The sequence below is a fragment of the Kosakonia sp. CFBP8986 genome, from assembly GCF_034044935.1.
Taxonomy (GTDB): domain Bacteria; phylum Pseudomonadota; class Gammaproteobacteria; order Enterobacterales; family Enterobacteriaceae; genus Kosakonia; species Kosakonia cowanii.
The window spans coordinates 1-26,541 of the sequence record NZ_JAXCXB010000008.1; the positions used below are offsets into that span (position 1 = coordinate 1).

Annotated in this window: 29 protein-coding genes and 1 riboswitch; of the genes, 11 read left to right on the plus strand and 18 right to left on the minus strand. The window is 58.8% G+C overall.

What is annotated here, in order from left to right; all coding sequences use genetic code 11:
• Positions 1-101 precede the first annotated feature (101 nt).
• From SOM48_RS17530 to moaA, 8 genes are all read right to left on the minus strand, one after another.
• Positions 102-260 carry a hypothetical protein gene (locus SOM48_RS17530; RefSeq protein WP_320512655.1) on the minus strand — a complete coding sequence of 53 codons (159 nt, stop codon included), beginning with the start codon at positions 258-260 and terminating at the stop codon, positions 102-104.
• 60 nt (positions 261-320) lie between these two features.
• A complete protein-coding gene (locus SOM48_RS17535) occupies positions 321-1,031 on the minus strand; it encodes a Bax inhibitor-1 family protein (protein WP_289746907.1) in 711 nt (236 codons plus the stop codon).
• Between the two features lie 61 nt (positions 1,032-1,092).
• On the minus strand, positions 1,093-1,800 hold the full coding sequence (locus SOM48_RS17540) for a Bax inhibitor-1/YccA family protein (RefSeq protein WP_023479511.1): 708 nt from the start codon (positions 1,798-1,800) through the stop codon (positions 1,093-1,095).
• A gap of 64 nt (positions 1,801-1,864) precedes the next feature.
• A complete protein-coding gene (moaE, locus tag SOM48_RS17545) occupies positions 1,865-2,317 on the minus strand; it encodes a molybdopterin synthase catalytic subunit MoaE (RefSeq protein WP_054803702.1) in 453 nt (150 codons plus the stop codon).
• 1 nt (position 2,318) lies between these two features.
• Positions 2,319-2,564, minus strand: coding sequence for a molybdopterin synthase sulfur carrier subunit (moaD, locus tag SOM48_RS17550; RefSeq protein ID WP_054803703.1), 246 nt, complete (start codon positions 2,562-2,564; stop codon positions 2,319-2,321).
• Positions 2,557-3,042 carry a cyclic pyranopterin monophosphate synthase MoaC gene (moaC, locus tag SOM48_RS17555; protein ID WP_023479526.1) on the minus strand — a complete coding sequence of 162 codons (486 nt, stop codon included), beginning with the start codon at positions 3,040-3,042 and terminating at the stop codon, positions 2,557-2,559. Before moaC ends, moaD begins: the two co-directional genes overlap by 8 nt.
• A gap of 3 nt (positions 3,043-3,045) precedes the next feature.
• Positions 3,046-3,558: a molybdenum cofactor biosynthesis protein B gene (gene moaB, locus SOM48_RS17560; protein ID WP_023479509.1), complete on the minus strand. Its 513-nt coding sequence runs from the start codon at positions 3,556-3,558 to the stop codon at positions 3,046-3,048.
• A gap of 18 nt (positions 3,559-3,576) precedes the next feature.
• Positions 3,577-4,566 carry a GTP 3',8-cyclase MoaA gene (gene moaA, locus SOM48_RS17565; RefSeq protein WP_023479507.1) on the minus strand — a complete coding sequence of 330 codons (990 nt, stop codon included), beginning with the start codon at positions 4,564-4,566 and terminating at the stop codon, positions 3,577-3,579.
• A riboswitch (molybdenum cofactor riboswitch) is annotated at positions 4,554-4,712 on the minus strand. (Overlaps the previous gene by 13 nt.)
• Before the next feature lie 292 nt (positions 4,713-5,004).
• On the opposite strand from moaA, the gene yvcK reads away from it, so the two are divergent.
• From yvcK to pmrB, 4 genes are all read left to right on the plus strand, one after another.
• On the plus strand, positions 5,005-5,913 hold the full coding sequence (yvcK, locus tag SOM48_RS17570; protein WP_320512657.1) for a uridine diphosphate-N-acetylglucosamine-binding protein YvcK: 909 nt from the start codon (positions 5,005-5,007) through the stop codon (positions 5,911-5,913).
• Positions 5,914-6,021: 108 nt separating this feature from the next.
• Positions 6,022-7,665 (plus strand): phosphoethanolamine transferase EptA, encoded by a 1,644-nt coding sequence (gene eptA, locus SOM48_RS17575; RefSeq protein ID WP_320512658.1) that lies wholly within the window; start codon positions 6,022-6,024, stop codon positions 7,663-7,665.
• Complete coding sequence (gene pmrA, locus SOM48_RS17580; RefSeq protein WP_076769582.1) at positions 7,662-8,336, plus strand: two-component system response regulator PmrA; 675 nt, start codon at positions 7,662-7,664, stop codon at positions 8,334-8,336. Before eptA ends, pmrA begins: the two co-directional genes overlap by 4 nt.
• Entirely contained in the window at positions 8,336-9,448 is a 1,113-nt protein-coding gene (pmrB, locus tag SOM48_RS17585) for a two-component system sensor histidine kinase PmrB (RefSeq protein WP_076769581.1), read from the plus strand. The genes pmrA and pmrB overlap by 1 nt, the downstream gene beginning before the upstream one ends.
• Positions 9,449-9,568: 120 nt before the next feature.
• On the opposite strand, the gene uvrB is transcribed toward pmrB, so the two are convergent.
• Positions 9,569-11,590, minus strand: a complete 2,022-nt coding sequence (gene uvrB / locus SOM48_RS17590; RefSeq protein WP_076769580.1) for an excinuclease ABC subunit UvrB — start codon at positions 11,588-11,590, stop codon at positions 9,569-9,571.
• Between the two features lie 757 nt (positions 11,591-12,347).
• Between uvrB and SOM48_RS17595 the strand changes: the two genes are divergently transcribed.
• Positions 12,348-13,070, plus strand: a complete 723-nt coding sequence (locus SOM48_RS17595) for an ABC transporter ATP-binding protein (RefSeq protein WP_023479498.1) — start codon at positions 12,348-12,350, stop codon at positions 13,068-13,070.
• On the opposite strand, the gene bioD is transcribed toward SOM48_RS17595, so the two are convergent.
• From bioD to bioB, 4 genes are read right to left on the minus strand one after another with little or no spacing between them, the layout of a single operon-like run.
• Positions 13,012-13,734: a dethiobiotin synthase gene (bioD, locus tag SOM48_RS17600; RefSeq protein WP_312481469.1), complete on the minus strand. Its 723-nt coding sequence runs from the start codon at positions 13,732-13,734 to the stop codon at positions 13,012-13,014. The two genes, SOM48_RS17595 and bioD, sit on opposite strands and share 59 nt — an antisense overlap.
• Positions 13,727-14,476 carry a malonyl-ACP O-methyltransferase BioC gene (gene bioC / locus SOM48_RS17605; protein WP_139965389.1) on the minus strand — a complete coding sequence of 250 codons (750 nt, stop codon included), beginning with the start codon at positions 14,474-14,476 and terminating at the stop codon, positions 13,727-13,729. Before bioC ends, bioD begins: the two co-directional genes overlap by 8 nt.
• A complete protein-coding gene (gene bioF / locus SOM48_RS17610; RefSeq protein ID WP_320512659.1) occupies positions 14,463-15,617 on the minus strand; it encodes an 8-amino-7-oxononanoate synthase in 1,155 nt (384 codons plus the stop codon). The genes bioC and bioF overlap by 14 nt, the downstream gene beginning before the upstream one ends.
• Entirely contained in the window at positions 15,614-16,654 is a 1,041-nt protein-coding gene (bioB, locus tag SOM48_RS17615; RefSeq protein ID WP_076769577.1) for a biotin synthase BioB, read from the minus strand. Before bioB ends, bioF begins: the two co-directional genes overlap by 4 nt.
• Positions 16,655-16,739: 85 nt before the next feature.
• Here bioB and bioA point away from each other — a divergent pair, with 85 nt between their 5' ends.
• From bioA to SOM48_RS17635, 4 genes are all read left to right on the plus strand, one after another.
• Entirely contained in the window at positions 16,740-18,035 is a 1,296-nt protein-coding gene (gene bioA / locus SOM48_RS17620; protein WP_320512660.1) for an adenosylmethionine--8-amino-7-oxononanoate transaminase, read from the plus strand.
• 47 nt (positions 18,036-18,082) lie between these two features.
• On the plus strand, positions 18,083-18,763 hold the full coding sequence (locus SOM48_RS17625; RefSeq protein ID WP_023479510.1) for a type 1 glutamine amidotransferase domain-containing protein: 681 nt from the start codon (positions 18,083-18,085) through the stop codon (positions 18,761-18,763).
• A 13-nt stretch (positions 18,764-18,776) separates the two neighbouring features.
• Positions 18,777-19,253, plus strand: a complete 477-nt coding sequence (locus SOM48_RS17630; RefSeq protein ID WP_139569058.1) for a kinase inhibitor — start codon at positions 18,777-18,779, stop codon at positions 19,251-19,253.
• A gap of 112 nt (positions 19,254-19,365) precedes the next feature.
• Positions 19,366-20,649, plus strand: coding sequence for a putative acyl-CoA thioester hydrolase (locus SOM48_RS17635; protein WP_320512661.1), 1,284 nt, complete (start codon positions 19,366-19,368; stop codon positions 20,647-20,649).
• A 69-nt stretch (positions 20,650-20,718) separates the two neighbouring features.
• On the opposite strand, the gene pgl is transcribed toward SOM48_RS17635, so the two are convergent.
• Positions 20,719-21,714 carry a 6-phosphogluconolactonase gene (gene pgl / locus SOM48_RS17640; RefSeq protein WP_076769575.1) on the minus strand — a complete coding sequence of 332 codons (996 nt, stop codon included), beginning with the start codon at positions 21,712-21,714 and terminating at the stop codon, positions 20,719-20,721.
• 155 nt (positions 21,715-21,869) lie between these two features.
• On the opposite strand from pgl, the gene SOM48_RS17645 reads away from it, so the two are divergent.
• The gene (locus SOM48_RS17645) at positions 21,870-22,688 is read left to right on the plus strand and encodes a pyridoxal phosphatase (RefSeq protein ID WP_313277438.1); all 819 of its coding nucleotides are present in this window, start codon (positions 21,870-21,872) and stop codon (positions 22,686-22,688) included.
• On the opposite strand, the gene modC is transcribed toward SOM48_RS17645, so the two are convergent.
• The 4 genes from modC to SOM48_RS17665 all read right to left on the minus strand — a co-directional run bounded on the left by modC (position 22,689) and on the right by SOM48_RS17665 (position 25,552).
• Positions 22,689-23,747, minus strand: a complete 1,059-nt coding sequence (modC, locus tag SOM48_RS17650; protein WP_054803712.1) for a molybdenum ABC transporter ATP-binding protein ModC — start codon at positions 23,745-23,747, stop codon at positions 22,689-22,691.
• A 3-nt stretch (positions 23,748-23,750) separates the two neighbouring features.
• On the minus strand, positions 23,751-24,440 hold the full coding sequence (gene modB, locus SOM48_RS17655; RefSeq protein WP_076769574.1) for a molybdate ABC transporter permease subunit: 690 nt from the start codon (positions 24,438-24,440) through the stop codon (positions 23,751-23,753).
• Positions 24,437-25,213: a molybdate ABC transporter substrate-binding protein gene (gene modA / locus SOM48_RS17660; protein ID WP_320512662.1), complete on the minus strand. Its 777-nt coding sequence runs from the start codon at positions 25,211-25,213 to the stop codon at positions 24,437-24,439. The genes modB and modA overlap by 4 nt, the downstream gene beginning before the upstream one ends.
• Positions 25,214-25,390: 177 nt before the next feature.
• A complete protein-coding gene (locus SOM48_RS17665) occupies positions 25,391-25,552 on the minus strand; it encodes an AcrZ family multidrug efflux pump-associated protein (protein ID WP_083699391.1) in 162 nt (53 codons plus the stop codon).
• A gap of 136 nt (positions 25,553-25,688) precedes the next feature.
• Between SOM48_RS17665 and modE the strand changes: the two genes are divergently transcribed.
• On the plus strand, positions 25,689-26,477 hold the full coding sequence (gene modE, locus SOM48_RS17670) for a molybdenum-dependent transcriptional regulator (protein WP_320512663.1): 789 nt from the start codon (positions 25,689-25,691) through the stop codon (positions 26,475-26,477).
• Positions 26,478-26,541 lie beyond the last annotated feature (64 nt).

Below are 26,541 nucleotides of genomic sequence, written 5' to 3' on the forward strand. Positions count from 1 at the left end.
CGTACCGTTATAACCTGTTACCCATGTGCCCGGTTTAAAGTGTTACCCATGTGCCCGGTTCATACACGGTCCCCCCCTTGTCCCGTTCACCGCATAAGAGATTAATGAAACTCCCCAATCTCTGGTGAACGGAACCATTCCACCAATCCCACATGAAAACCCATTGCTGCCGTATTGCAGATAAAAACCGCACCAGTGTCGCTGAAAGCACGTTTTTGTAGGCCGGATAAGGCAAAGCCGCCATCCGGCAATTGTGCCACGGAGAGAATGCCGGATGGCGCTGGCGCTTATCCGGCCTACGCGGTTTCAGCAGCCATGCTTTAGCGCGACGCGCTGGACGATCCTGATGAAACCAGAAACATCAGCGTTTGAAGTATGTCGAGAAAGGCGGTCGCCGCGCCTAGCCAGATGCTGAGCGCACCGCGGGTCGCGCAGTGCTGCACCGTGACAAACTGCTGGCGGTAAAGCCCGCGTGCGCTGTCGAGCATCTGCGGGCTTTTGCGCGCACTCGCAAGGCTAAACAGCACCACCAGAAACAGGCTGGCGCACCACTGCGCCACGCCGCCTGCCAGCGCCAGATTAATCACCACGGCAAGCGCGCCGCCTGATGCGGCCAAAAGCCAGTAAAAACGCCCGTTGCGCAGCCGCTCACCATAAAGATGTGCAACCAGCGCGCCGAGGGCAAACATCCCGCCGGTCACGCCATAGAGCACCAGACAGAACTGCAGCGGAAAGAGGCTCGCAGCCAGCAGACCGCCAATTACACTCAGTAGCGCCAGCGCGCCGATGGCGTGCAACGTCTGCATGCGCTCAAACAGCATAGTGAGGACAAAGAGGATGATAAACCAGAGGATCACCAGCAGCACGATGATCGCGCTGTGTTCAGTAAACTGCGGCAACGCCAGCAGATCGAGCACCAGCCAGCTGAGCGCCGCGCTGAGCGCCATCCCCGCCGCCAGCCACAAACAGGCCTTTACCAGTAACTCAACGGGCGTAACCTGCACCGGGGCTATCCAGCCAAATACTCTCACCGCTCCTCCGTGAAAAAGGCAAAAAAATCCCGGCCGCAGCCGGGATGAGGTATAGCGTCGCTTAACGGCGGTTGCCGAAGATACGCAGCAGCATCAGGAACAGGTTGATAAAGTCGAGGTAGAGCGTTAACGCGCCCAGAATCGAATATCTGCGCAGCTCGGCGCTGTTGCTGACATCAATCTGCTCACCGATCCCTTTCAGCTTCTGCGTGTCATAAGCAGTGAGGCCGACGAAGACAATCACACCGATATAGGTGATGACCCACATCAGCGCTTCGCTCTTCAGCCAGAAGTTGACCAGCGAGGCGAGCACAATCCCAATCAGCCCCATAAACAGCATATTACCGAAGCCGCTGAGATCGCGTTTGGTGGTGTAGCCGTAGAGGCTCATCACGCCAAACATCCCGGCGGTGACCACAAAGGTGGCGGCAATCGACTGCGAGGTATAGACCAGCAGAATGCTGGAGAGCGTCAGGCCGGTGAGCGCCGAATAGAGCATAAACAGGCCGGTCGCCAGCGCGGGGCTCAGTTTATGGATCATGCCGGAGATGACAAACACCAGCGCCAGCTGGGCGATAATCAGCCCGAAGAAGGTAATCTGGCTGGAGAAGACGAAGCTCATGATCGCTTCGCTGCGCGCGGCATACCATGCGACAAAAGCGGTTAACAGCAGACCGCAGGTCATCCAGCCATAGACCTGCGCCATATAAGTTTGCAGCCCGCTACGGCTGCCCTGCACGATAGAATCGGAACGGGGGAAACGGTCCATAATCACTCCTGATTGATGGGTTAACAATGCAGTAAGGTTAACACATCAATCAGCACCCTGCGTGCTACCAGCGTTTCGCTGCCTGCTGATCGCTGTCGCGCGCTTCCACCCAGCGCTCGCCTTCCGGCGTCGCTTCGCGCTTCCAGAACGGCGCGCGGGTTTTCAGGTAGTCCATAATAAACTGCCCGGCCTCAAAAGCGCTGCTGCGGTGCGCGCTCCCCACGCCGACAAAGACAATCTCGTCTCCCGGCCAGAGTTCGCCGATGCGGTGATAAACGCTTACCCGCCCGAGCGGCCAGCGGCTGCGCGCCTCGTCGACGATCGCGGCCAGCGATTTTTCCGTCATCCCCGGATAGTGCTCAAGGGTTAAGGCGCTGACGCTGTCGCCCAGATTGTGGTTGCGCACTTTGCCGGTAAAGGTCACCACCGCGCCATCTTCATCGCGCGCGGCCAGCCAGCTGTACTCTTCGCCGACGTTGAACGCCGCGCGGTCGACACAAATTCGCGTTTCGCTCATCTTAGCCTCCGGTCACCGGCGGGAAAAAGGCCACTTCATCGCCGCTTGCCAGCGGATGATCAAAACTGACCAGCGTCTGGTTCACCGCTGCCAGCAGCTTGCCCTCTTCCAGCGCCAGCGCCCAGCGGTCGCCCTGCGCGGCAAGATGCTGGCGCAGCGCTTCAACGGAGGGAAAAAGCGTCTCAACGTTGAGGGTGTCGCAGCCCACCAGCTCACGCACCTGCGCGAAAAACAGTACTTTAAGCATCGCTCTCTACCCTGAAATCACCCGATTTGCCGCCGCTTTTCGCCAGCAGGCGCAGCGGGCCAATCACCATATCTTTCTGCACCGCTTTGCACATATCGTAAATCGTCAGCGCAGCGACCGAGGCAGCAGTTAACGCCTCCATCTCAACGCCGGTTTTGCCGCTCAGGCGGCAGACGGATTCGATGCGCACGCGGTTATGCTCCGGCTGCGCCTGGAGCAGCACTTCTACTTTGCTCAGCAGCAGCGGATGGCAGAGCGGGATCAGCTCCCAGGTGCGTTTTGCCGCCTGAATACCGGCGATGCGCGCGGTGGCGAAGACATCGCCTTTGTGGTGGCTGCCGTCGACAATCATCGCCAGCGTCTCTGGCAGCATGGTAACAAAGGCTTCGGCGCGCGCTTCGCGCACGGTTTCCGCTTTGGCGGAGACATCCACCATATGCGCTTCGCCATCGGCGTTAATGTGGGTCAGTTGCGACATAACTTACTTCTTCAAATGGGAGTAAAAATTACACGGGCGCGTACGCGCATCGAGCTGCGGTTCAATGACATTTTCCCACGCGGTGCGGCACGCTTTGGTCGAGCCGGGCATGGCGAAAATCAGCGTCTGGTTGGCGACGCCCGCCAGCGCGCGGGATTGCAGCGTCGAGGTGCCGATCTCTTCAAAGGACAACATGCGAAACAGCTCGCCGAAGCCCTCAATTTCGCGGTCAAACAGCGGCAGCAGCGCTTCTGGCGTCTGATCACCTTCGGTGAAGCCCGTCCCGCCGTTGATTAGCACCGCCTGTACCTCATCGCTTGCGATCCACGCCGATACCTGGGCGCGAATGGCGTAGCGGTTCTCTTTAACGATCGCTTTATCAACCACCTGATGACCGGCATCGTGCGCGGCGTCGCGCAGATAGTGACCGGAAGTGTCATCCTCTTCGCCACGACGGCTGGAGACCGTCAAAATAGCAAGCCTGACCGGGATAAACTCAGCGCTGACCTGGCTCATCTCTCTCTCCTTGCGGCGTTACCCGCCGATATATGAAAGGTTTTGCGTAATGCCCGTATTGCCCTGATGCAGGAAGTGGGTCTGCTTTTTCTGGCTGAGCGCCGTGGCGATACGATCTTCAAGCCTGCCCTGCTCCTCGTCCGCCTGCAGCAGATCGCGCAGATCGACGCCGCCATCGCCAAACAGGCAGAGGTGCAGTTTGCCGGTGGAGGAGACACGCAGGCGGTTGCAGCTGGCGCAGAAATCTTTTTCGTAGGGCATGATAAGCCCGATTTCGCCTTCGTAATCCGGGTGGCAGAAGACCTGCGCCGGGCCGTCGCTGCGCTGGCGCAGCTGGTGGATCCAGCCGCGTTTAAGCAGCTCGTCGCGCAGCACCATGCCGGAGAGGTGATGTTTGCGGAACAGATCGCTCCCCTCGCCCGTCTCCATCAGTTCAATAAAGCGTAGCTGGATTGGCCGCGTCTGGATCCAGTCGAGGAAGGTATCAAGCTGGTGATGGTTCACGTCGCGCATTAGCACGGTATTGACCTTCACCTTCGAAAATCCGGCGCTAAAGGCGGCATCGATGCCCGCCATCACCTGGCGAAACTTATCCTGCCCGGTAATGGCGTGAAACTGGCGAGCGTCGAGGCTGTCGACGCTGACGTTGATCGCCGTCAGACCGGCGTCGCGCCATTGGGCAACGTCGCGAGCCATGCGGTAACCGTTGGTGGTGACGGCAATCTGGCGAATGGCGGCATTTTCCCGCACCGCGGCGATGATGTCGGTGAAATCGCGGCGCAGGGAGGGTTCGCCGCCCGTCAGGCGCACTTTTTCCGTGCCCATTGCGCTAAAGGCGCGGGTCACGCGGCGAATTTCATCGAGGCTGAGAAAGCCGTTGTTATTGACGCCGCCGGGCTTGTAGCCATCCGGCAGGCAGTAGGTGCAACGAAAATTGCACACGTCGGTAATCGACAAACGCAAGTAATAGAACTTGCGCGCGAACGCGTCAGTCAGTTGTGAGGCCATGTACACCTTTCCAGATTCGGGAGATGCAGTCATTTCTTCCTGCACCCTGGCAGCGAGAGCTATTGCTCTGCTACGGCCAAAGCACCATATCTTTAGTTAACGATCCTTAAGACACAGGTGCAGAGGCTTGAGTGTATCCTCATCGTCTTTCGGGCTGCATCGGTGTTGACACACTTCAACGCCACTCAAAATCCATTGAGGAGGGTTATGTTAGGCACGCTAACATGCTCTGGCGATAGTAGCGCGATCGCCCGGCTTTCGCCATTGTGAATATCGCTATATAAACCACTATATAGCGACATAATCGTGCACAATGGCTACAGAGTACGTGAAAATCGCTTTTTTGCTTTGATATGTGTCATTTTACGCGGTGCGCGGCATCGTCTTTTAGTGGTATTTACGCTAACGTAGCGCGATAAAAAATCATAAGGAACAATTATGCGTAATCGCACCCTCGCCGACCTGGATCGCGTTGTCGCGCTCGGCGGCGGGCATGGTCTTGGGCGGGTGATGTCTTCGCTCGCCTCACTGGGATCGCGCCTCACCGGCATTGTCACTACTACCGACAACGGCGGATCAACAGGACGTATTCGCCGCTCCGAAGGCGGCATAGCCTGGGGCGATATGCGCAACTGCCTCAATCAGTTGATTACCGAACCAAGCGTCGCCTCGGCGATGTTTGAGTACCGTTTTAGCGGCAATGGCGAACTTTCCGGTCATAACCTCGGAAACCTGATGTTAAAGGCGCTCGATCACCTCAGCGTGCGCCCGCTGGAAGCAATTAACATCATTCGCAATTTGTTGAAGGTGGACGCCTTTTTAATCCCGATGTCCGAGCAGCCGGTCGATCTGATGGCCACGGACAGCGAAGGCAACGTGGTGTACGGCGAGGTCAATATCGACCAACTGCACGCACCGGTGCAGGAGCTGATGCTGTCGCCGAAAGTCCACGCTACCCGCGAAGCGGTGCAGGCGATTGCCGAAGCGGATCTGATCCTGATTGGCCCCGGCAGTTTTTACACCAGCCTGTTGCCGCTGCTGCTGCTTGATGAGTTAGCCCAGGCGCTGCGCCGCACCCCTGCGCCGGTGGTCTATATCGGCAACCTCGGCAAAGAGCTCAGCCCCGCCGCCGCCCGCCTGACGCTGGCGGATAAGCTCTCGATCATGGAGCAGTACATCGGCAAGCGCATTATTGACGCCGCCGTGGTGGGGCCAAAAGTGGACGCCAGCACGGTCACAGACCGGCTGATTATTCAGGAAGAGCTGGAGGCGAGCGATATCCCCTATCGCCACGACCGTGTTCTGCTGCGCAACGCGCTGGAGAAAGCGGTGCAGCAGCTTGGCTGACGCGCAGGCGGGGCAGAATCAGCCCCGCCAAACTCTTTGCTTAATTTCTTAAGGTTGTCTTAAAAAACCCCTGTCAGCATAGCGCTATTCACATTATGGAATTTGGCTATGCGCACGCTTTCGCTCTATCGGCCCTCTTTAAGCCGCCTCTCTCTGCTTACCCTTGCGGCGCTCTATATCGCGCTGGTGCTCAATATTGTCTTTTACCGCCAGGCGTTTCATCTGCTTCCGGTCGACTCGCTGCATAATGCGCTGGTGTTCCTCACCATGCCGCTGGTGGCCTTTAGCGTAATCAACATTGTGCTGATGCTGGCGTCGTTTCTGTGCCTCGACCGGCTGCTGCTGAGCCTGTTTATTCTGCTCTGCGCCGCCGCACAGTACTTTATCTCCACCTTCGGCGTGATTATTGACCGCTCGATGATCACCAATATTCTTGATACCACCGCGGCGGAGAGCTTCGCCCTGATGTCGGGCAAAATGGTGATGACGCTGGTGCTGACCGCCCTGCTGCCGGTGATTATCGCCTGGTGGATCAAGATCAAACCCACCCGCCCCCTGCTGCGTAGCATTACGCTGCGCCTGCTTAGCGTGGCGATCTCCGCGTTGATTATCGTTGCCGTGGCGGTGCCGTTTTATAAAGATTACGCCTCGCTGTTTCGCAACAACAAAGAGCTGGTGAAAACCCTCGGCCCGTCGAACGCCATTGCCGCATCGCTCTCCTGGTATGTCCATAACCGCATGGATAACCTGCCGCTGGTGCGCATCGGTGAAGATGCTCACCAACTGCCGCAGATGAAGCGCGGCCCGCGTAAAAACCTCACCATTCTGGTGCTGGGCGAAACCTCGCGCGGGGATGACTTCTCGCTTGGGGGATACGATCGCGAGACCAACCCGCTGCTGAAGCAGGATAATGTTATCTACTTCCCCAACACCGCCTCGTGCGGCACCGCGACAGCGGTCTCCGTGCCCTGCATGTTCTCCGGCATGGGCCGCGCCCACTATGACGATCAGCTGGCCCATCACCAGGAGGGGCTGCTTGATGTAGTGCAGCGCGCCGGGATTCAGGTGCTGTGGAATGAGAATGACGGCGGCTGTAAAGGGGCGTGTGATCGCGTGCCGCACCAGGATATGACGCAGCTGAACCTGGCGGATTACTGCATCAAGGGCGAGTGCCAGGATGAGATCCTGTTTCGCGATCTGGCCCGCTATATCGATCAACTGCCGGGTGACGGGCTGATTGTGTTGCACACCATTGGCAGCCACGGGCCAACCTACTACAACCGCTATCCGGCGCAGATGCGCAAATTCACCCCTACCTGCGATACCAATGAGATCCAGACCTGCTCCCGCGAGCAGCTGGTGAACACCTATGACAACACCATCGTCTATGTCGACTATATTGTTGATAAAGCGATTAAATTACTGCAATCAAAACAGGATAGGTTTACCACCAGCCTGGTTTACCTCTCCGATCATGGCGAATCACTGGGTGAAAATGGCGTTTACCTGCACGGGCTGCCCTACTCCATCGCGCCCGCCACGCAGAAACATGTGCCGCTGCTGATCTGGCTGTCGCCGGATTACCAGACGCGTTACGGCATTAACAGTCAGTGTGTCGCGAAAAATGCGCGGGAGAAGGCCTACTCGCAGGACAACCTCTTCCCGACCATGTTGGGTATACTGGGCGTCAGCACCACGGTCTACCATCCTGAAGACGATATCCTTACGCCGTGCCGGGAGCAGGTGAAATGAAAATTCTGGTGATTGAAGATGATACGCTGCTGCAACAGGGGTTAATCCTCGCGATGCAGAGTGAAGGCTACGCCTGCGATGGCGTCTCGACCGCCCATGAAGCGGCGCTCTGCCTGGCGGGTGGCCACTACAGCCTGATTGTGCTCGATCTCGGCCTGCCTGATGAAGATGGCCTGCATCTGCTCAACCGGCTGCGCAAAGAGAAATATACCCTGCCGGTGCTGATCCTCACCGCCCGCGATACCCTCGACGATCGCGTGGCGGGGCTTGATACCGGCGCGGATGATTACCTGGTAAAACCCTTTGCCCTCGACGAGCTTAACGCCCGTATCCGCGCGCTGCTACGCCGTCACCACAATCAGGGCGATAACGAGATTATCCACGGCAACCTGACGCTGAATGTCACCCGCCGCCAGGCGTGGCTGGAGGGACAACTGCTGGAGCTGACGCCAAAAGAGTACGCGCTCTTATCGCGCCTGATGCTGAAAGCCGAAAGCCCGGTGCACCGCGAAATCCTCTACAACGATATCTACAACTGGGATAACGAGCCGTCGACCAACACGCTGGAAGTGCATATTCACAATCTGCGCGACAAGATTGGCAAGTCGCGCATCCGCACCGTGCGCGGCTTCGGCTATATGCTGGTGGCACCGCAAGAGCGGCCCGAGTGATGGCAATGTTCGACTTTCGTCACTGGAGCCTGCGCCGCCGGCTGCTGCTGACCATTGGCGGCATTCTGCTCTTCTGCCAGCTGGTCAGCGTCTTCTGGCTCTGGCATGAGAGCGAAGAGCAGATTCAATTGCTGGTGCAGACGGCGATCCACAACCACAACAACCGTAAACATATTGAGCATGAAGTGCGTGAAGCGGTGGCGAGCCTGCTGGTGCCCAGCCTGCTGATTATCGGCCTCGCGCTGCTGCTCTGCATGCAGGCGGTGAAAGCGATCACCCGCCCGCTCTCCGAACTTCAGCAGGAGCTGAATAAGCGCACGCCAAACAATTTGCAGCCTATTACCCTCGATCAGAGCGTCAGCGAAGTGGAGGCGGTCACCTCGGCGATTAACGAGCTGGTCTCGCGCCTGACGTTAACTCTCGATCGTGAACGGCTCTTTACCGCCGATGTCGCCCATGAGCTGCGCACACCGCTCGCCGGGCTGCGTCTGCACCTTGAACTGATGGCAAAAAGCAGCGGTATGCAGGTCGAACCGCTGGTGCAGCGCCTCGATCAGATGACGGAAAATATCGCCCAGCTGCTGCTGTTGGCGCGCGTGGGGCAATCTTTCTCCGCCGGTACCTATCAGCAAGTGACGTTATTAAGCGATGTGGTGCTGCCGATGGAAGAGGAGCTGCGCACCATGCTGGCGGCACGCGATCAGCGCCTGGTGATGCCGGTTGAGGGCGAAGGAATGGCGGTAGCGGGCGATGCGACGCTGCTACGGCTGCTGGTGCGTAACCTGGTGGAGAATGCCCATCGCTACAGCCCCGTCGGCAGCACGATTACTGTACGGCTGGAGCAGGCGGAAACGCCGGTGCTGGCGGTAGAGGATGAGGGGCAAGGGATTGATGAGAGCCGCAGCGGCGAGCTGAGCAAAGCATTTGTCAGAATGGACAGCCGTTACGGCGGTGCCGGTCTTGGCTTAAGTATCGTTACGCGTATCGCGCAACTGCATGACGCGCAGTTTTTCCTGCACAATCGGCTGACACAAAGTGGGGTGCGGGCGTGGGTCAAATTCAGCGCGCCCGACCGGGGGACGATCAGTAGCTCAGCAGCCAAAAATGGGTAAAACCGAGCACCACCGCCAGCGCGCAGGCGACGGCAAAACATTCACGAACGGTAATTTGTTGCATCACACTCTCCTCCACCAAAACTGAGGAGAGTGTGACAGGGCTATGTTAAGTCAACATTAAGAGGCAACAATAAACAGTTCGCGCAGTTGATGAAGCTGATCGCGCACCTTCGCCGCCTCTTCAAACTCCAGATTCTGCGCATGCTGCATCATCTGCCCTTCCAGTTCATGAATTTTCTGTTGCAGCGCTTTTGGCGTCAGGCCGAGATCGGATGCATCTGCTTCAACCGGCGAGCGGGACTTGCCGCGCCCTTTGGCTTTGGTTTTCGCCAGCCCCTGGCCCAGCGCCAGAATATCCACCACTTTCTTGTTGAGCCCCTGCGGCGTAATGCCGTGCTCTTCGTTGTAGCTCTGCTGTTTCTCGCGGCGGCGCTCCGTTTCACCAATCGCTTTCGCCATCGACGGCGTGATCTTATCGCCATAGAGAATCGCTTTGCCGTTAATGTTACGCGCCGCACGACCAATGGTCTGGATAAGGGATCGTTCGGAGCGCAGGAAGCCCTCTTTATCGGCATCGAGAATGGCGACCAGCGACACTTCCGGCATATCCAGACCCTCACGCAGCAAGTTGATGCCGACCAGCACATCGAACTCACCAAGACGCAGGTCGCGTATAATCTCCATACGCTCGACGGTGTCGATATCCGAGTGCAGATAGCGCACCTTCGCGCCGTGCTCGACCAGATATTCAGTCAAATCTTCTGCCATACGTTTGGTCAGGGTAGTTACCAGCACGCGCTCGTTGATCTCGACGCGCTTGCGGATCTCGGACAGCAGATCGTCGACCTGGGTGGCCACCGGGCGCACTTCGATAATCGGATCCAGCAGGCCGGTTGGGCGCACTACCTGATCGATCACCTCTTCGCCCGATTTCTCCAGCTCATAGTTACCCGGCGTCGCGGAGACGTAGATCGTCTGCGGTGCCAGTGCTTCGAACTCTTCGAACTTCATCGGGCGGTTATCGAGCGCCGACGGCAGACGGAAACCATACTCCACCAGCGTCTCTTTACGCGCCCGGTCGCCACGATACATGCCGCCGATTTGCGGAATGGTCACGTGGGATTCATCAACCACCAGCAGCCCATCGGCGGGTAGGTAGTCAAACAGCGTCGGCGGCGCTTCGCCCGGCCCGCGCCCGGAGAGGTAGCGCGAGTAGTTCTCGATGCCGGAGCAGTAGCCCAGCTCGTTCATCATCTCCAGATCGAACTGGGTGCGCTGGGTAATACGCTGCTCTTCCAGCAGCTTATTGTTCTCCAGCAGAAACTTCCGCCGCTCCGCCAGCTCAACTTTGATCTCTTCCATCGCCTGCACGATGCGCTCGCGCGGCGTGACGTAGTGCGTTTTCGGGTAGATGGTAAAACGCTGGATCACCGATTCGATATGGCCGGTCAGCGGATCGAAGAGCGACAGGCGCTCAACCTCTTCGTCGAACAGCTCAACGCGCAGCGCCAGATCGTCCGACTCCGCCGGGAAGATATCAATCACTTCGCCGCGCACGCGGAAGGTGCCGCGCTGGAACGCCTGGTCGTTACGGGTGTACTGCAGCTCCGCCAGACGGCGCAGGATCGCGCGCTGATCGATGATCATGCCATTGGTGAGGTGCAGCATCATCTTCAGGTAGAGGTCAGGATCGCCCAGACCGTAGATGGCGGAGACCGATGCCACCACGACCACATCTCGCCGCTCCAGCAGCGCTTTGGTGGCCGAGAGACGCATCTGCTCGATATGTTCGTTAACCGACGCATCCTTCTCGATAAAGGTGTCCGAGCTGGGTACATAGGCTTCCGGCTGATAGTAGTCGTAGTAGGAGACGAAATACTCTACCGCGTTATCCGGGAAGAACTCTTTCATCTCGCCATAGAGCTGCGCGGCCAGCGTCTTGTTGGGTGCCAGCACCATGGTTGGGCGCTGCAGATCGGCAATCACATTGGCCACGGTGAACGTCTTCCCTGAACCGGTTACCCCGAGCAACGTCTGGTGCGCGAGCCCGTCTTCCAGCCCTTCCTTGAGGCGACGGATTGCTTCAGGCTGATCGCCAGAGGGGCGAAAAGCGGAATTCAGTTTGAACGGTTTACTCATGAATGGCACCTGATGAGGAGTGGGGCAGGTAAGACAGTTTACTCACCATGCGCATTTTTGCCAACCGAAGATACTGGATGAAAAAACAGTAGCGTGCAAACCGATCTCATCTACCCCAGTGCAAAACATCGCATTGTGGCTACGATTGGGCAATCGGTAAGCGATTAAACCGCGCGTTAAAGGTTATCCCCAGAATTTTTGCCCTTTTAACATTTGTCAAGGTGATGTTTGACGCTTTTATGGCAGTCGGTGACACTTTTCTTACACCCATTGCTTTTATTTAAACGTTTGATTAAAAAAGAAAATATTAAAAAGACGGGTTTCGCACCAATTCATGCGCAAGCCGCGCCGCCTCTCGCTTGCCGCACGTTTTCTAACTCTAATACACAAGGTTATCCACAGGAATAGTGGATAACTGCCGCCAGCCCGTGCACCCCGCCCCTCGCCAAACTCCCCCTCAGCGTCGAAAAGGGGGAGGGAAAATTTTTTTATCGACTCTTTTCGGCAATTATCAGATAACGATGCGCAAGATCCGTATGGGATCCTTCTCACAATTCCACTATCCGTTGCACCACCACCCGCTGCGGTAAGCACTGGCAAAGTGCAGAATTTTTACCTGGGTTTGCGCGCCATCACGTTTTTTTCGCACGCTTTCTCAGCCGTCTCCGAAAAAAATGCCCTTTTCACGTTCTGGCAAGCCTTTTGCAGTTGACCGTAGTGAAAAGCAGTCATACCTGATGGGAACAAGGAGCGGATCATGTTGAGCTTACATGCGGTGAACCACTATTACGGCGACCAACATACGTTATGGGATATCGATCTGGAGTTAGCCCCCGGCCTCTGCACCTCGCTGGTCGGGTTGCCGGGTATGGGAAAAACCACGCTGGTGAACTGCATAACCGGCTACCTGCCGGTGGAGAGCGGCAGCATGATCTGGCAGGATGCGGGCGCGCCGCCGCGCGATCTGCTGACACTGCAGGCCGAGCACCGCAGCGCGGTCGGTATCGGCTATGTGCCGCAGGACAGACGCATCTTTTCGCAACTGACGGTGGAGGAGAACCTGCATGTGGCGATGCGTGCCGCCGGTGACGCAGGGCAGAACTTAAGCCGCGAGATCTTTGATCTCTTCCCGGAGTTGTATGGGCTACGCCAGCAGCGCGGTGCGACGTTGTCGGAGGATAACCAGCAGCAGCTGTCGATGGCGCGGGCGCTGGTAACGCGCCCACGGTTATTGATCCTCGATGAACCGACGCGCGGCCTCGGCCAGGCGTTTATCCATAAGCTGGGGAATTTGATCGTGCGGCTCAATCAGGAGTTTGGTATGTCGATCTTACTGGCGGAGCAGCAGCTGTCGCTGATCCGCCGCGTAGCGGATCGTTTCTGCCTGCTGCACCGCGGGCGGCGCGTGGCCGGGGGCGATATCAGGCAGTTAGATGATCCGCTGCTGGCGCACTGGATGTCGCCGGAGTCAGTACGCTGAGATCGAGATAGTGGCCGGTTGCGGCGGCTTCCGGCGCATCCGCCAGCCACGGGATCTCGCCGATCAGCGGCGCGGGCAGCACGCGTTGCAGCGTCGCCATATACTCCTGGTGGCGTTTACCCGGCTTGACCACGTCATTAGCGATCCAGCCTGCCAGCCTTAGCCCTGCCTGCTGTACCGCCTGGGCGGTTAACATCGCATGGTTGATGCAGCCAAGCTTGACGCCAACCACCAGAATCACCGGCAGGCGCTCTGCGGTGGCCCAGTCGGCAAAGGTCAGCGTCGGCGAGAGCGGCGTAAACCAGCCCCCTGCCCCTTCCACCAGCAGCCAGTCAGCCTGCTGCTCCAGCTGGCGTAAACCGGCCGACATCACTTCTGCCTCTATCGGCTGATTCAGGTCAGCGCTGACAATGTGCGGCGAGGTCGGCTCGGCAAAGGTGTACGGATTAACCGCCTGATAGGTGAGCAGCAAACTGCTGTGGCGCTGCAACGCCAGCGCATCGCTGTTGCGCAGCCCATCGGGCGTCATCTCACTGCCGGAGGCGACCGGTTTATAGCCCGCACTGCGCAGCCCGCGCAGATTCGCCGCCTGCAACAGTGCGCAGCTCGCCACGGTTTTACCCACTTCGGTATCAGTACCGGTCACAAAATAGCGTTCAGTCACGGGTTATCACTCCCCAAAAAAGTTGATAGGTCAGCGGGAATTTCCCCTGCTGTTGCGGCCAGGCTTCCTGTAAGCGCTGCAATTTGCCGCGCGTCAGCCCCTGCTGGCGACCAGCATGCAGATGGGTCGCACCAATCCCTTTAAGGGATCGCAGGGCGCTGGCAGCATCGGCAAACCACAGGGTGACGGTGTCAATGCCGCAGCGCAGCGGCCAGCCGTTCAGCGCCTGCTCAATCTCCGTTGCGGGCAAAAAGCGGTTGGCGTGGGGAAGGCTGTCCAGCGCACGCCAGGCCTGGTTCAGCTCCGGTAACGAGCCATCTGCCAGCGTGGTAAAAGCAATATGCCCGCCCGGTTCGGTGACGCGGCGCAGTTCGCCAACCGCCTGGCGCAGATCGTCGCACCACTGCACCGCGAGGTTGCTCCACGCCAGTGAAAAGGTCGCGTCAGCCAGCGGCAGTGCTTCGATATCGCCAGTGACATAACGCGCGGCGCTCTGCTGCTGGCGGGCTTCTGCCAGCATAGCGGGCGAGAGATCGAGCGCCGTGACATCGCAGCCTTGCGCGCGCCAGTAGCGGCTCATCGCGCCTGGCCCGCAGCCGGCGTCAATCACCCGCGCAGGATTAATGCCGCCCAGCTGCGCCAGCAAACAGTCGGCGCTGAGCCGCTGTAACTCATCATGTCGCGCGTAGCTCTGGGCAGCGCGACCAAAGGCGGCGGCCACCGCCTGTTTATTCACCGCCATGCAGCGCCTCCAGCAACCTGTCGATATCCTCCGGCTGATGCGCGGCGGTTAAGGTGAGGCGCAAACGCGCCGTGCCCGGCGGCACCGTTGGCGGGCGGATGGCGGTCGCAAATAGCCCCTGCTGGCGCAGAGTGTGGGCGAGACGCAGCGCACGGCTGTTGTCGCCAACAATCAGCGGCTGAATGGCACTGTGCGACTCCGTCACCGCCAGATCCAGCCCGCGCACGCCGTCACGAAAACGGCCAATCAACGCTGCCAGCTGCGCGCGGCGCGCGTCGCCTTCAGCAGAGCGGATAATATCGAGCGCGGCGCTGAGCGCCACCGCCTGCGCGGGGGGCATCGCGGTGCTGTAGATAAGATGGCGGGCGAACTGCACGAGGTAATCGGCAACCGCTTCGCTGCACAGTACTGCCGCGCCGCTGACGCCGAAACCTTTGCCGAAGGTGACCACCAGAATGTCGGGCTTCACCCCCTGCGAATGGCAACTGCCGCGCCCCTGCTCGCCGAGCACACCGATGCCGTGGGCATCATCCACCATCAGCCATGCCTGCGCCTCACGCGCGGCATCGGCAATCTCCGCCAGCGGCGCGCTGTCGCCATCCATGCTAAAAATGCCTTCGGTGACCACCAGCTGCTGCCCGTTGAGCGGTTTGCTCAACAGGCTCGCCAACTGGGCGACATCATTATGGGCAAAACGGCGCAATTGCGCCGGGCTGAGGGCAGCCGCTTCCAGCAGCGAGGCGTGGCTCAGCTTGTCGGCGACGATGCGATCCTCTTTGCCGGTGAGGGCCGCAATGGTGGCCTGATTGGCGGCAAAACCGGAGATAAAGAGCAGCGCGCGGTCGTAACCGAGCCACTGCGCCAGATCGCGCTCAAGTTGATGATGCGCAGCCGTATGGCCAACAACATGGCCCGAACCGCCGCTGCCGACGCCATACTGCGCTGCGCCCTGCTGCCAGGCGGCAATCACCTGCGGATGCTGACTTAAACCGAGGTAGTCATTACTGGCGAAGTTGCAAAAACGCTCGCCCTCAAGGGTTAACCAGCGTCCGGCACCCTGCTCAACGGTGATACGGCGGCGCAGGGCATCTGCCGCGCGGCGTTCGCTGAGCGCGGCTTCGATTCGCTGCTGCCAGCTCATAGGGTCGCCGCGTTGTAATAGTGCTCCGTGTCGGCGTGAAGCAGCTGCTGCTCAATCTCCTGCTGCTGTTCGTTATCGCCATTCAGCACCTGGGTCTGCTGCGGGTTTAGCCCCAGTTTCTGGAACAGGAGCAGGTCTTTATCCTCTTCCGGGTTTGGCGTAGTCAGCAGTTTGCAGCCGTAGAAGATGGAGTTGGCCCCCGCCATAAAGCACATCGCCTGGGTCTGCTCGTTCATCTGCTCGCGCCCGGCCGAAAGGCGAACGTAGGAGGTGGGCATCATGATGCGCGCCACGGCGATAGTGCGAATAAAATCAAAGGCGTCGACATCGTCGTTATCCGCCAGCGGCGTGCCTTTCACCTTCACCAGCATGTTGATCGGCACGCTTTCTGGCGGCGTTGGCAGATTGGCGAGCTGCATCAGCAGCCCGGCGCGATCGGTGACGGTTTCGCCCAGCCCGACAATACCGCCGGAGCAGACTTTGATCCCGGCATCGCGCACTTTATCCAGCGTGTCGAGACGCTCCTGATAGGTGCGGGTGGTGATGATGTTGCCGTAGAACTCCGGCGAGGTGTCGAGGTTGTGGTTGTAGTAATCAAGCCCGGCGTGGGCCAGACGCTGCGCCTGGCTCTCATTGAGGGTGCCAAGGGTCATGCAGGCTTCCAGCCCCATCGCTTTCACCCCTTCCACCATCTGCTCCAGGTAGGGCATATCGCGATCGTTCGGGTTTTTCCACGCCGCGCCCATGCAGAAGCGCGTTGAACCGGCGAGCTTCGCTTTGCGCGCCGACTCCAGCACCTGCTCCACCTCCATCAGCCGCTCCGACTCGAGGCCCGTTTTGTAGCGCGCGCTTTGCGGGCAATATTTGCAATCTTCCGGGCAGGCGCCGGTTTTGATCGACAGCAGCGTGCTGACCTGCACCTGGCGCGGGTCAAAATGCTGGCGATGGATTTGCTGCGCTTCGAAAAGCAGATCCAGCAGTGGTTTTTCAAATAAAGCAGTAACTTGCGACAGTGTCCAGCGTGTGTGGTGAGCCATCTGGCCTCTCCAAAAGTGTGATTAAATCGTTATTCGGTGTAGACTCGTAAACCTAAAACTTTTTAATTTGGTTTACAAGTCGATTATGACCCAGGACGATTTAGCTTTTGATCGCAGCCATATCTGGCATCCCTACACCTCTATGACCGCCCCCCTCCCCGTCTACCCGGTCGCCTCCGCGCAGGGCTGCGAGTTGCATCTCGCCAGCGGCGAACGGCTGGTGGACGGCATGTCATCCTGGTGGGCGGCGATCCACGGTTACGGCCATCCGGCGCTGAACGCGGCGATGAAAACGCAGATCGATGCCGTCTCTCACGTGATGTTCGGCGGCATTACCCATGCGCCCGCCGTGGCGCTGTGCCGCAAACTGGTGGCGATGACGCCCGAGGCGCTGGAGTGTGTGTTTCTCGCCGACTCCGGTTCGGTGGCGGTGGAAGTGGCGATGAAGATGGCGCTGCAATACTGGCAGGCGAAGGGCGAGTCGCGGCAGCGCTTCCTCACCTTCCGTAACGGCTACCATGGCGACACGTTTGGTGCGATGTCGGTGTGCGATCCCGATAACTCGATGCACAGTTTGTGGAAGGGTTACCTGCCGGAAAACCTCTTCGCACCTGCGCCGCAGAGCCGTTTCGATGGGGAGTGGGATGAGCACGATATGGTGGCATTTGCCCGCACGCTGGCGGCCCATCGCCATGAGATCGCCGCCGTTATTCTGGAGCCGATTGTGCAGGGCGCGGGCGGCATGCGCATTTATCATCCTGAGTGGCTGAAGCGCATCCGTAAGATGTGCGATCGCGAAGGGATCCTGCTGATCGCCGATGAGATCGCCACCGGCTTTGGCCGCACCGGTAAACTCTTCGCCTGTGAGCATGCGGATATCACGCCGGATATTCTCTGCCTTGGCAAAGCGCTGACCGGCGGGACTATGACCCTCTCCGCCACGCTGACCACCCGCGCGGTGGCAGAGACCATCAGCAACGGCGAGGCGGGCTGCTTTATGCATGGCCCAACCTTTATGGGCAACCCGCTGGCCTGCGCGGCGGCAAGCGCCAGCCTGGAGATTTTGCAGCGCGGCGAGTGGCAGGCGCAGGTCGCCGCCATCGAAGCGCAGCTGAAGGCGGAGCTGGCTCCCGCCGCGCAGGCCGCAAGCGTCGCGGATGTGCGCGTACTCGGGGCGATTGGCGTGGTGGAAACGCGCTCGCCGGTGAATATGGCGGCGTTGCAGCGCTTCTTTGTTGAGCAGGGCGTCTGGATCCGCCCGTTTGGCCGCCTGATCTATCTGATGCCGCCCTATATCATCACCCCGGAGCAGCTGTCGCGCCTGACCCAGGCAGTGAATGCCGCCGTGCTGCGTGCGGACCTCTTCGCCGCCGAGGCGTAAAAGATGCACTACACTTTTGGGTTACTGACCTGAAAAATGGAGGATATATGGCAATTCTGATGGTTCTGACCTCACATGACACCCTGGGCGACACCGGCAAGAAAACCGGTTTCTGGCTCGAAGAGTTTGCCGCACCCTGGTATATCTTTCAGGATGCAGGCGTAGAGGTGGTGCTCGCCTCTCCGGCGGGCGGACAGCCACCGCTCGACCCAACCAGCGATGCGCCGGATGCGCAGACGCAGGACACCGAGCGTTTCCGTAAAGATGAAAAAGCGCAGCAGGCGCTGGCAAATACCCTGCCCCTGAGCAGCATCAACATCAGCGATTATGACGCGGTCTTTTTCCCGGGCGGCCACGGCCCGCTGTGGGATCTGGCTGAGCACCCCGCCTCTATCGATCTGATTGAAAAATATTGGGCCGAGGGGAAACCGGTCGCGGCGGTCTGCCACGCACCGGGCGTGCTGCGCCATGCGAAAAAACCGGACGGCACGCCGCTGGTGCAGGGTAAACGCGTCACCGGTTTTACCAACAGCGAAGAAGAGGCGGTTGGCCTGACGAAAGTGGTGCCGTTCTTAGTGGAAGATTCACTGAAACAGGCAGGCGGGCAGTTCGAGCGCACCGATGACTGGGGCGTCTATGTGGTCACCGACGGCCATCTGGTCACCGGTCAGAACCCGGCCTCCTCTGCGGCAACCGCCGAAGAGTTGCTGAAACTGCTGCACCGCTAAGCAAGGAGGCCACATGAAGTTACTCAGCCATAATTTTCGTGATGGTGAGAAGCTGCCGCTGCGTCACGTGTTTAACGGCATGGGCTATGAGGGCGATAATATTTCGCCCCATCTGACATGGGATGAGGTGCCTGCGGGCACCAAAAGCTTTGTCGTCACCTGCTTTGATCCTGACGCGCCCACCGGCTCCGGCTGGTGGCACTGGATTGTGGCGAACCTGCCGGCGGATACCCGTGTGCTGCCGCAGGGTGCAGGATCCGGCAGTGCCGCATTGCCGGAAGGGAGCGTGCAGACGCGCACCGACTTTGGCAGCGCCGGATATGGTGGCGCGGCACCGCCGAAGGGCGAAACCCACCGCTATATCTTCACCGTTCACGCGCTGGACGTAGAGAAACTGGATGTCGACGAGAACGCTAGCGGGGCAATGGTCGGCTTTAATGTCCATTTTCACACCCTCGGCAGCGCCACTCTCACCGCCCTTTTCAGCTAAAAGCCAGGGATTTACAGCCGATTTAACAAATCGGCTTCCCGTTTCGCTCAACTTAGTATAAAAAAGCAGGCATTACGCTATCCCCTTTAACTTGCATAGTCTGGAGCACCCCTTGAACACATCATCGGTATCCCGTCTGGCGCTGGCGCTCGCTTTTGGCGTGACACTGACCGCCTGTAGCTCGACGCCGCCCTCTGAGCGTCCGTCTGAACAAACTGCGCCGGGCACCTCCTCGCGCCCTATTCTGAGCGTTGATGAAGCGAAAAACTTCACCGCCGATCGCTACTTCACCCCGCTGGCCGCCAACAGCGCCGCGTGGAAACCTTATGCTATCCGTGTGCCGGAAAAAGCAGATTTCGTGGTTGGGCCGGCCGGTACGGCGGGTGTGACTCACACCACCATTCAGGCTGCGGTTGACGCTGCTATCAATAAACACGCCAGCGACCGCCAGTACATTGCGGTGATGCCGGGTGAATATGAAGGCACCGTCTATGTGCCTGCGGCTTCGGGCAGCGTGACCATTTACGGTACCGGTGAGAAAGCGGCGGATGTGAAGATCGGTCAGGCGATCGATTCTGAAATGGATCCGACCAGCTGGCGTCGCCTGGTCAACCCATCGGGCAAATATATGCCGGGTAAACCAGCATGGTATATGTTTGATGCCTGCCAGCGCAGCCGCGCGGCGACCGTGGGCGTGATGTGCTCCGCCGTTGTCTGGTCGCAGAACAACGGGCTGCAACTGCAGAACCTGACCATTCAGAACACGCTCGGCGACAGCGTCGATGCCGGCAACCACCAGGCGGTGGCACTGCGCAGCGATGGCGATAAAGTGCAGATCAACAACGTTAATATCCTCGGTCGCCAGAACACCTTCTTTGTGACCAACAGCGGCGTAGATAACACCCTGCGCAGCGATCGCCAGACCCGCACGCTGGTGACCAACAGCTACCTCGAAGGCGATGTGGATATCGTTTCCGGGCGTGGCGCGGTGGTGTTTGATAACACCGACTTCCGCGTGGTCAACTCGCGTACTCAGCAGGCAGGCTATGTCTTCGCACCATCGACCCTGTCGAACCTCTATTACGGTTTCCTCGCCGTCAACAGCCGCTTTACCGCCGCCGGAAACGGTGTCGCGCAGTTGGGCCGCTCGCTGGATGTCGACAGCAGCACCAACGGCCAGGCGGTGATCCGCGATAGCGTGATTAACGAAGGCTTTAACGTGGCGAAACCGTGGGGCGATGCCGCCGTATCAGGCCGCGCCTATGCGGGCAACACCGGCACTGCGGATGATAAAGGCAACATCCAGCGCGATTTGAACGATGCCAAGTTCAACCGCTTCTGGGAGTTCAACAACCGCGGCCTCGGCAGCAAAGTGGTTGCCGAGCCGAAGAAGTAATTAGCATCTGAAAACTAAAAACCTCGCCGCGGCGAGGTTTTTTTATGCCCGGAAATGGGATCCCGGTTATTACATGGCGTTAATCACTACCCACATCGGGCCCTGGCCCACGGCGTAACGCGCTTTTTCCGCCAGCAGACCCTGCGCGCCGCTAATCTCATACAGCGCGATATGATGGGATTTCTGCCCGGCGGCAATCAGGTATTTGCCACTGTTATCGATATTGAAGCCGCGCGGCTGGGTTTCGGTCGGCTGGAAACCTTCAACGGCGATGACGCTGCCATCTTCCGACACGCTGAAGATGGTCAGGGTGCTGGAGGTACGATCGCAGGCATAGAGATGACGGCCATCCGGCGTGATATGGATATCCGCCGCCCAGCGGGTATCACTGAACTCCGGCGGCATCATATCCACGGTCTGCACGCATTCGGTTTTGCCATGCGGATCGCTAAGCTGCCAGACATCGACGCTGCTGTTGAGTTCGTTAACGCAATAGGCGAAACGTTTATTCGGGTGGAAGGCCATATGGCGCGGGCCGGCGCCCTCAACGGTGGTCACTTCCGACGGCTCCTGCGCGGTCAGCGCGCCCGTTTCACCGAGGGTAAAGAGACAGATGCGATCCTGCTTCAGAGCAGGGACGAACAGCGTGCGGTTGTCCGGGGAAATATTGGCCGAGTGGCACCCTTCCAGCCCCTCTTCAAGATGGACGGTCTCGCCCGGAATGCCATCATTCAGGCGCACCACGCTGACGCTGCCCGCATTATAGGAGGCGCTAAACAGGAAACGACCGCTGTGATCGGTGGAGATATGGGTCGGGCTACCGGAGAGCGGCGCTTCTGCGGCGTAGCTCAGGGCGCCATCCTCAGGGGAGATACGGTACGCGAGAACGCGAAATTCAGGGCGAACGCCAACGTAGAGGTAACGTTTATCCGGGCTGACAACCATCGGCTGCACCTGGCCTGGCACATCGACAACCTGCACCAGCGTCAGGCTGCCTTCGGAATTCAAACGCCAGACGTGGATCTGCTGACTTTCGGGGCTGGCGGTATAAACGGTCTGTTTCATGAACACTCCTTTCCTCAAATTCTTCTCTGCGTTAAGTAACCAGGATAGCCGTTTTTGCGGCGTGATGCTGAATTTCGCCCTCAGATTTTGCGCATGCGACGACGGGGTGTACCATCCCCGGACACGAATTTTCACCTTCAACCACGGGAAACGATATGACCTCGCGCGTAATAGCACTCGATTTAGACGGTACGCTTTTAACCCCGAAGAAGACGCTTCTGCCCTCTTCCCTTGAAGCGTTAGCACGCGCAAAAGCCGCCGGGCATCTGCCCATTATCGTGACCGGTCGGCACCATGTCGCTATCCACCCTTTTTATCAGGCACTGGCGCTGGATACACCTGCAATTTGTTGTAATGGCACCTATTTGTATGATTATCATGCAAAAAAGGTGCTCGCCGCCGATCCGCTGCCGGTCAACCAGGCGCAACAACTGATCGCCCTACTGGAGGAGTATCAGGTGCATGGCCTGATGTATGTCGATAACGCCATGCTGTATGAAAAGCCGACCGGCCATGTGCTGCGCACCACGGCGTGGGCCGAAGCGCTGCCGCCCGAGCAGCGCCCGGTGTTTCAGCAGGTGGACTCCCTGCGCGCCGCGGCCGCAGAGGTGGAGGCTATCTGGAAATTCGCCCTCACCGATGAAGATACCGGCAAGCTGAAGAACTTTGCTCACCATGTTGAGCAGACGCTAGGGCTGGAGTGCGAGTGGTCATGGCACGATCAGGTGGATATCGCCCGCGCCGGTAACAGCAAAGGCAAACGGCTGGCCGAATGGGTCGCCGCGCAGGGCTTATCGATGCAGCATGTCGTGGCCTTTGGCGATAACTATAACGATATCAGCATGCTACAGGCCGCAGGTACCGGTGTGGCGATGGGCAACGCCGACGACGCGGTGAAAGCCCATGCCAATGTGGTGATTGGCGATAACACCGTCGATAGTATCGCCCAATTTATTGATAAAGAGCTGCTCTAATCAGGCGGTAATCGACACGCTTTTGATTTGCGCATAGAGCCACTGGCCGGGTTTGATACTGAGTTCATCCCGCGCCCAGGGGCTGATGCGCGCCCACAGGGTTCTTCCACCGACATCCAGCTGCACCTCCACCTGCCCGTCGACATCGAAACACTGCACGATTTTGGCACGCAGAATATTGCGGATGCTGGTATTCATCGGCGGCTGGAGCACCAGTGACACATCGGTGGCCTGAATGCGGATACGCAGCGCGCTTTTCAGCGGCCGATCGATCTTATTGACCCAGATATGCTGATCGCCCAGCGCCAGCGCGGTCATCGCATAGTGCGGATGGTGTTCCAGCACCAGCACTCTCAGCACGCTGCTCTGCTGCTCCGGCGGCAGCCACGGGTTCATTACGCTGCTGCCCCACACATCTTCGAGGCTGCCAAAGGCTTTCACTTCGCCCGCTTCCAGCACCATCACTTTATCTGCCAGATGCAGGATCTCATCCAGCGAGTGGCTGACGTAGAGCATCGGGATATTGATCTCCTGCGCCAGCCGTTGCAGGTAGGGCAGCAGTTCGCGCTTGCGCGGAATATCCAGCGACGCCAACGGTTCATCCAGCAGCATCAGTTCTGGCGCGGTCAATAACGCGCGGCCAATTGCCACCCGCTGCTTTTCACCGCCGGAGAGACCGCCGGGCAGCCGGTCGAGCAGCGGCTCGATGCCGAGCAGCGTTACCAGCTTGTCAAACTGCGCGGCCATCGATTTCGCCATGCCGTAGCGTAGGTTGCCGCGCACGCTATAGTGCGGAAAGAGGCGCGCATCCTGAAAAACATAGCCGACGCGGCGCTTTTCGGGCGGCAGACACACTTTGCGTTCGGTATCGAACAGCACGCGGTCGTTAAGCACGATGCGCCCTTCTTGCGGCTGCGTCAGGCCGCCGATGGCGTTAATGAGTGAGGTTTTCCCCGCGCCCGAGACGCCAAAAATCGCGGTGATGCCACTGGCTGGTAGCGTTTCGGCGATATGTAACCGATGGCTGCCCAGCGTCTGGGTGAAATTAAGCTCCAGCATCGGTTATCTCCCCGTCCGTTCGCGGCTCACGCGCGCCAGCCACTCTGAAATCAGCAGTGAGATCAGCGCCAGAATAATGGAAATAATGCACAGCCGCGCGGCGGCGCTCTCGCCCCCCGGCGTCTGAATTAAGGTGTACATGGCAGAGGGAATGGTGCGGGTTTCGCCCGGAATATTGGAGACGAAGGTAATGGTGGCACCAAACTCGCCGAGAGAGCGGGCAAAGGCCAGCACCGTACCGACAATAATCCCCGGCAGAGTGAGCGGTAAGGTAATGGTGAAAAAGACGCGCCAGCGACCGGCCCCCAGTGTGCGGGCGGCCTGTTCCAGTTTGGTATCGACACTCTCCAGCGCGAGGCGAATGGCGCGCACCATCAACGGGAATGACATTACCGCGGCGGCTAATACCGCGCCGCGCCAGCTGAAGGCGAAAGTGATGCCAAACCAGTCATAGAGCCACTGACCGACGACGCCACGGCGGCCCATGGCGATCAGCAGCAGGTAACCGACAACCACCGGCGGCAGCACCAGCGGCAGATGCAGCACGCTGTCGAGCAGCGCTTTGCCCGGGAAAGTGCGGCGCACCAGCAGCCAGGCAAAGAAGATCCCAAAGGGCAAACTGAGTAATACCGCCAGGGAAGAGACTTTAAGGCTCAGCAGAACAGCCTGCCATTCAGGATCGGTCAATATCATTCGTGCGTTGTAAATCCGTAACGTTTAAAGATTTCAGAAGCCTGCGGGCCTTTCAGATAGTCATAAAACGCGCTCACCGTTGCGTTTTTATGGCCATCGATAATCGCCAGCGGGTATTCCACTTTTTTATGCGACGCTTCCGGGAAGGTGCCCACCACTTTCACCCCTTTGCTGGCCACGGCGTCAGAGCCGTAGACAATGCCTAACGGCGCTTCGCTGCGCTCCACCAGCGCCAGCGCGCCGCGAACATCCTCCGCAGGTGCCAGTTTTGGCGAGAGGGTTTCCCAGGCGCCCAGTTTTTGCAACGCCTCTTTGGCGTAGATACCGGCCGGAACATGATCCGGATCGCCCACCGCCAGACGGCCGCCTTTCAGCAGGCTGTTCCAGTCGGTTTTCGCATCAATCTTAATCTCGCCCTGCGCGCTGCTCTTCGGCGCAACGACCACCAGGCTATTGCCGAGCAGAGTTTCACGGCTCGCGCTATCCACCGCTTTTCTCTCAACCGCGTAATCCATCCACTTCTGGTCGGCCGAGATAAAGAGATCCGCCGGCGCGCCCGCTTCAATCTGGCGGGCAAGCGTGGAAGAAGAGGCGAATGAGGAGACCACCTCAACCTGCTTCTCTTTTTTATACGCGGCGGCAATATCCTGCATCGCATTGGTCAGCGAGGCGGCGGCAAAGACGGTAATTTTACCCTCTTGCGCCACGGCCTGCCCTGCTACGACAAGTGTTAATGCTGCGCCAACCAGCAGACGTCGCCCTGTGTGTGCCATTTTTTACTCCTCTCATTTTCGTTATATAAAAAAAAACATAACGATAGTATCAGAGAATGGCAGCGGGCCGGAAATACCCATCAATAATTAAAACCTACCTAACTATATCGGCAGAAAGGGAAAAGATCTTGAATGGCAGAGAGCGAAACGCCCACAAAGTGGGCGTTTGGGAAGGGATTAGCGCGACGGGGTGGTGGTATTGCGGCGCTTTTCGCGATGTCCAACGGCGGAAAAGACGTTGAACACTTCACCCAGGCCATAAATCAGACCGAGGATAATCGCCATAACCACCGGCACCATAATCACGGCAAAAACCAGGCTTTTCAACAGCTCTAACATGGTCGTCTCCAGAAAGTGAGAATGCGGCATTCTAGCCTGAACATTATGTAAAACACTCGCCTTTTGTGCGATTGCCCGGCACTAGGCGCGTCGGCGCTTTTCCTTCACAATAGCCCTTTTGCGAGGGAAGTGCGTCATGCAGGCTGAAATTCTCCTTACTCTTAAACTCCAGCAACGCCTCTTCGCCGACCCGAGGCGCATCGCTCTGCTCAAACAGATTGAGCAAACCGGCTCCATCAGCCAGGGCGCGAAGAACGCCGGGATCAGCTACAAAAGCGCGTGGGACGCCATCAATGAGATGAACCAGCTCAGCGAGAAGACGCTGGTTGAGCGCGCCACCGGCGGTAAAGGCGGCGGCGGTGCGGTAGTCACCCGCTACGGGCAGCGTCTGATTCAGCTCTACGATCTGCTGGGGCAGATCCAGCAAAAAGCCTTTGATGTGCTGAGCGATGATGACGCCCTGCCGCTCGACAGCCTGCTGGCGGCCATCTCGCGCTTCTCCCTGCAAACCAGCGCCCGCAACCAGTGGTTTGGCACTATCACCGCCCGTGAACACCAGCAGGTGCAGCAGCATGTCGAGGTGTTGCTGGCAGATGGACAAACCCGCCTTAACGCGGCGGTCACGGCGCAAAGCGCTGAACGCTTAGGGCTGGAGGCGGGCAAAGAGGTGCTGGTACTGCTAAAAGCGCCGTGGGTCAGCCTGACCTGCGATGCGCAGCTGGCAGCGCAGGCGGATAACCAGATAACCGGCGCGATTGCCCATATTGAGCAGGGCGAGGTGCAGAGTGAAGTGCTGATCGCCCTGCCCGATGGCCAGACGCTCTGCGCTACGGTGCCAAATGCGCAGGTGGAGGATATGCAGGAACAGCAGCAGGTGACGGCATATTTTAATGCCGATCGGGTGATTCTCGCCACGTTGTGCTGAGGGCATTGACAAGCCAGGCCATTGCACGTATCCCTGAGTTTCTGTGCTGCAAAACTTGGGATAC

Excerpts from the sequence above, each read along its gene's own strand:
- SOM48_RS17540 (WP_023479511.1), bottom strand. The coding sequence starts at position 1,800 with ATGGACCGTTTCCCCCGTTCCGATTCTATCGTGCAGGGCAGCCGTAGC.
- moaE (WP_054803702.1), bottom strand. The coding sequence starts at position 2,317 with ATGAGCGAAACGCGAATTTGTGTCGACCGCGCGGCGTTCAACGTCGGC.
- moaD (WP_054803703.1), bottom strand. The coding sequence starts at position 2,564 with ATGCTTAAAGTACTGTTTTTCGCGCAGGTGCGTGAGCTGGTGGGCTGC.
- moaC (WP_023479526.1), bottom strand. The coding sequence starts at position 3,042 with ATGTCGCAACTGACCCACATTAACGCCGATGGCGAAGCGCATATGGTG.
- moaB (WP_023479509.1), bottom strand. The coding sequence starts at position 3,558 with ATGAGCCAGGTCAGCGCTGAGTTTATCCCGGTCAGGCTTGCTATTTTG.
- moaA (WP_023479507.1), bottom strand. The coding sequence starts at position 4,566 with ATGGCCTCACAACTGACTGACGCGTTCGCGCGCAAGTTCTATTACTTG.
- yvcK (WP_320512657.1), top strand. The coding sequence starts at position 5,005 with ATGCGTAATCGCACCCTCGCCGACCTGGATCGCGTTGTCGCGCTCGGC.
- eptA (WP_320512658.1), top strand. The coding sequence starts at position 6,022 with ATGCGCACGCTTTCGCTCTATCGGCCCTCTTTAAGCCGCCTCTCTCTG.
- pmrA (WP_076769582.1), top strand. The coding sequence starts at position 7,662 with ATGAAAATTCTGGTGATTGAAGATGATACGCTGCTGCAACAGGGGTTA.
- pmrB (WP_076769581.1), top strand. The coding sequence starts at position 8,336 with ATGGCAATGTTCGACTTTCGTCACTGGAGCCTGCGCCGCCGGCTGCTG.
- uvrB (WP_076769580.1), bottom strand. The coding sequence starts at position 11,590 with ATGAGTAAACCGTTCAAACTGAATTCCGCTTTTCGCCCCTCTGGCGAT.
- SOM48_RS17595 (WP_023479498.1), top strand. The coding sequence starts at position 12,348 with ATGTTGAGCTTACATGCGGTGAACCACTATTACGGCGACCAACATACG.
- bioC (WP_139965389.1), bottom strand. The coding sequence starts at position 14,476 with ATGGCGGTGAATAAACAGGCGGTGGCCGCCGCCTTTGGTCGCGCTGCC.
- bioF (WP_320512659.1), bottom strand. The coding sequence starts at position 15,617 with ATGAGCTGGCAGCAGCGAATCGAAGCCGCGCTCAGCGAACGCCGCGCG.
- bioB (WP_076769577.1), bottom strand. The coding sequence starts at position 16,654 with ATGGCTCACCACACACGCTGGACACTGTCGCAAGTTACTGCTTTATTT.
- bioA (WP_320512660.1), top strand. The coding sequence starts at position 16,740 with ATGACCCAGGACGATTTAGCTTTTGATCGCAGCCATATCTGGCATCCC.
- SOM48_RS17625 (WP_023479510.1), top strand. The coding sequence starts at position 18,083 with ATGGCAATTCTGATGGTTCTGACCTCACATGACACCCTGGGCGACACC.
- SOM48_RS17630 (WP_139569058.1), top strand. The coding sequence starts at position 18,777 with ATGAAGTTACTCAGCCATAATTTTCGTGATGGTGAGAAGCTGCCGCTG.
- pgl (WP_076769575.1), bottom strand. The coding sequence starts at position 21,714 with ATGAAACAGACCGTTTATACCGCCAGCCCCGAAAGTCAGCAGATCCAC.
- SOM48_RS17645 (WP_313277438.1), top strand. The coding sequence starts at position 21,870 with ATGACCTCGCGCGTAATAGCACTCGATTTAGACGGTACGCTTTTAACC.
- modC (WP_054803712.1), bottom strand. The coding sequence starts at position 23,747 with ATGCTGGAGCTTAATTTCACCCAGACGCTGGGCAGCCATCGGTTACAT.
- modB (WP_076769574.1), bottom strand. The coding sequence starts at position 24,440 with ATGATATTGACCGATCCTGAATGGCAGGCTGTTCTGCTGAGCCTTAAA.
- modA (WP_320512662.1), bottom strand. The coding sequence starts at position 25,213 with ATGGCACACACAGGGCGACGTCTGCTGGTTGGCGCAGCATTAACACTT.
- SOM48_RS17665 (WP_083699391.1), bottom strand. The coding sequence starts at position 25,552 with ATGTTAGAGCTGTTGAAAAGCCTGGTTTTTGCCGTGATTATGGTGCCG.
- modE (WP_320512663.1), top strand. The coding sequence starts at position 25,689 with ATGCAGGCTGAAATTCTCCTTACTCTTAAACTCCAGCAACGCCTCTTC.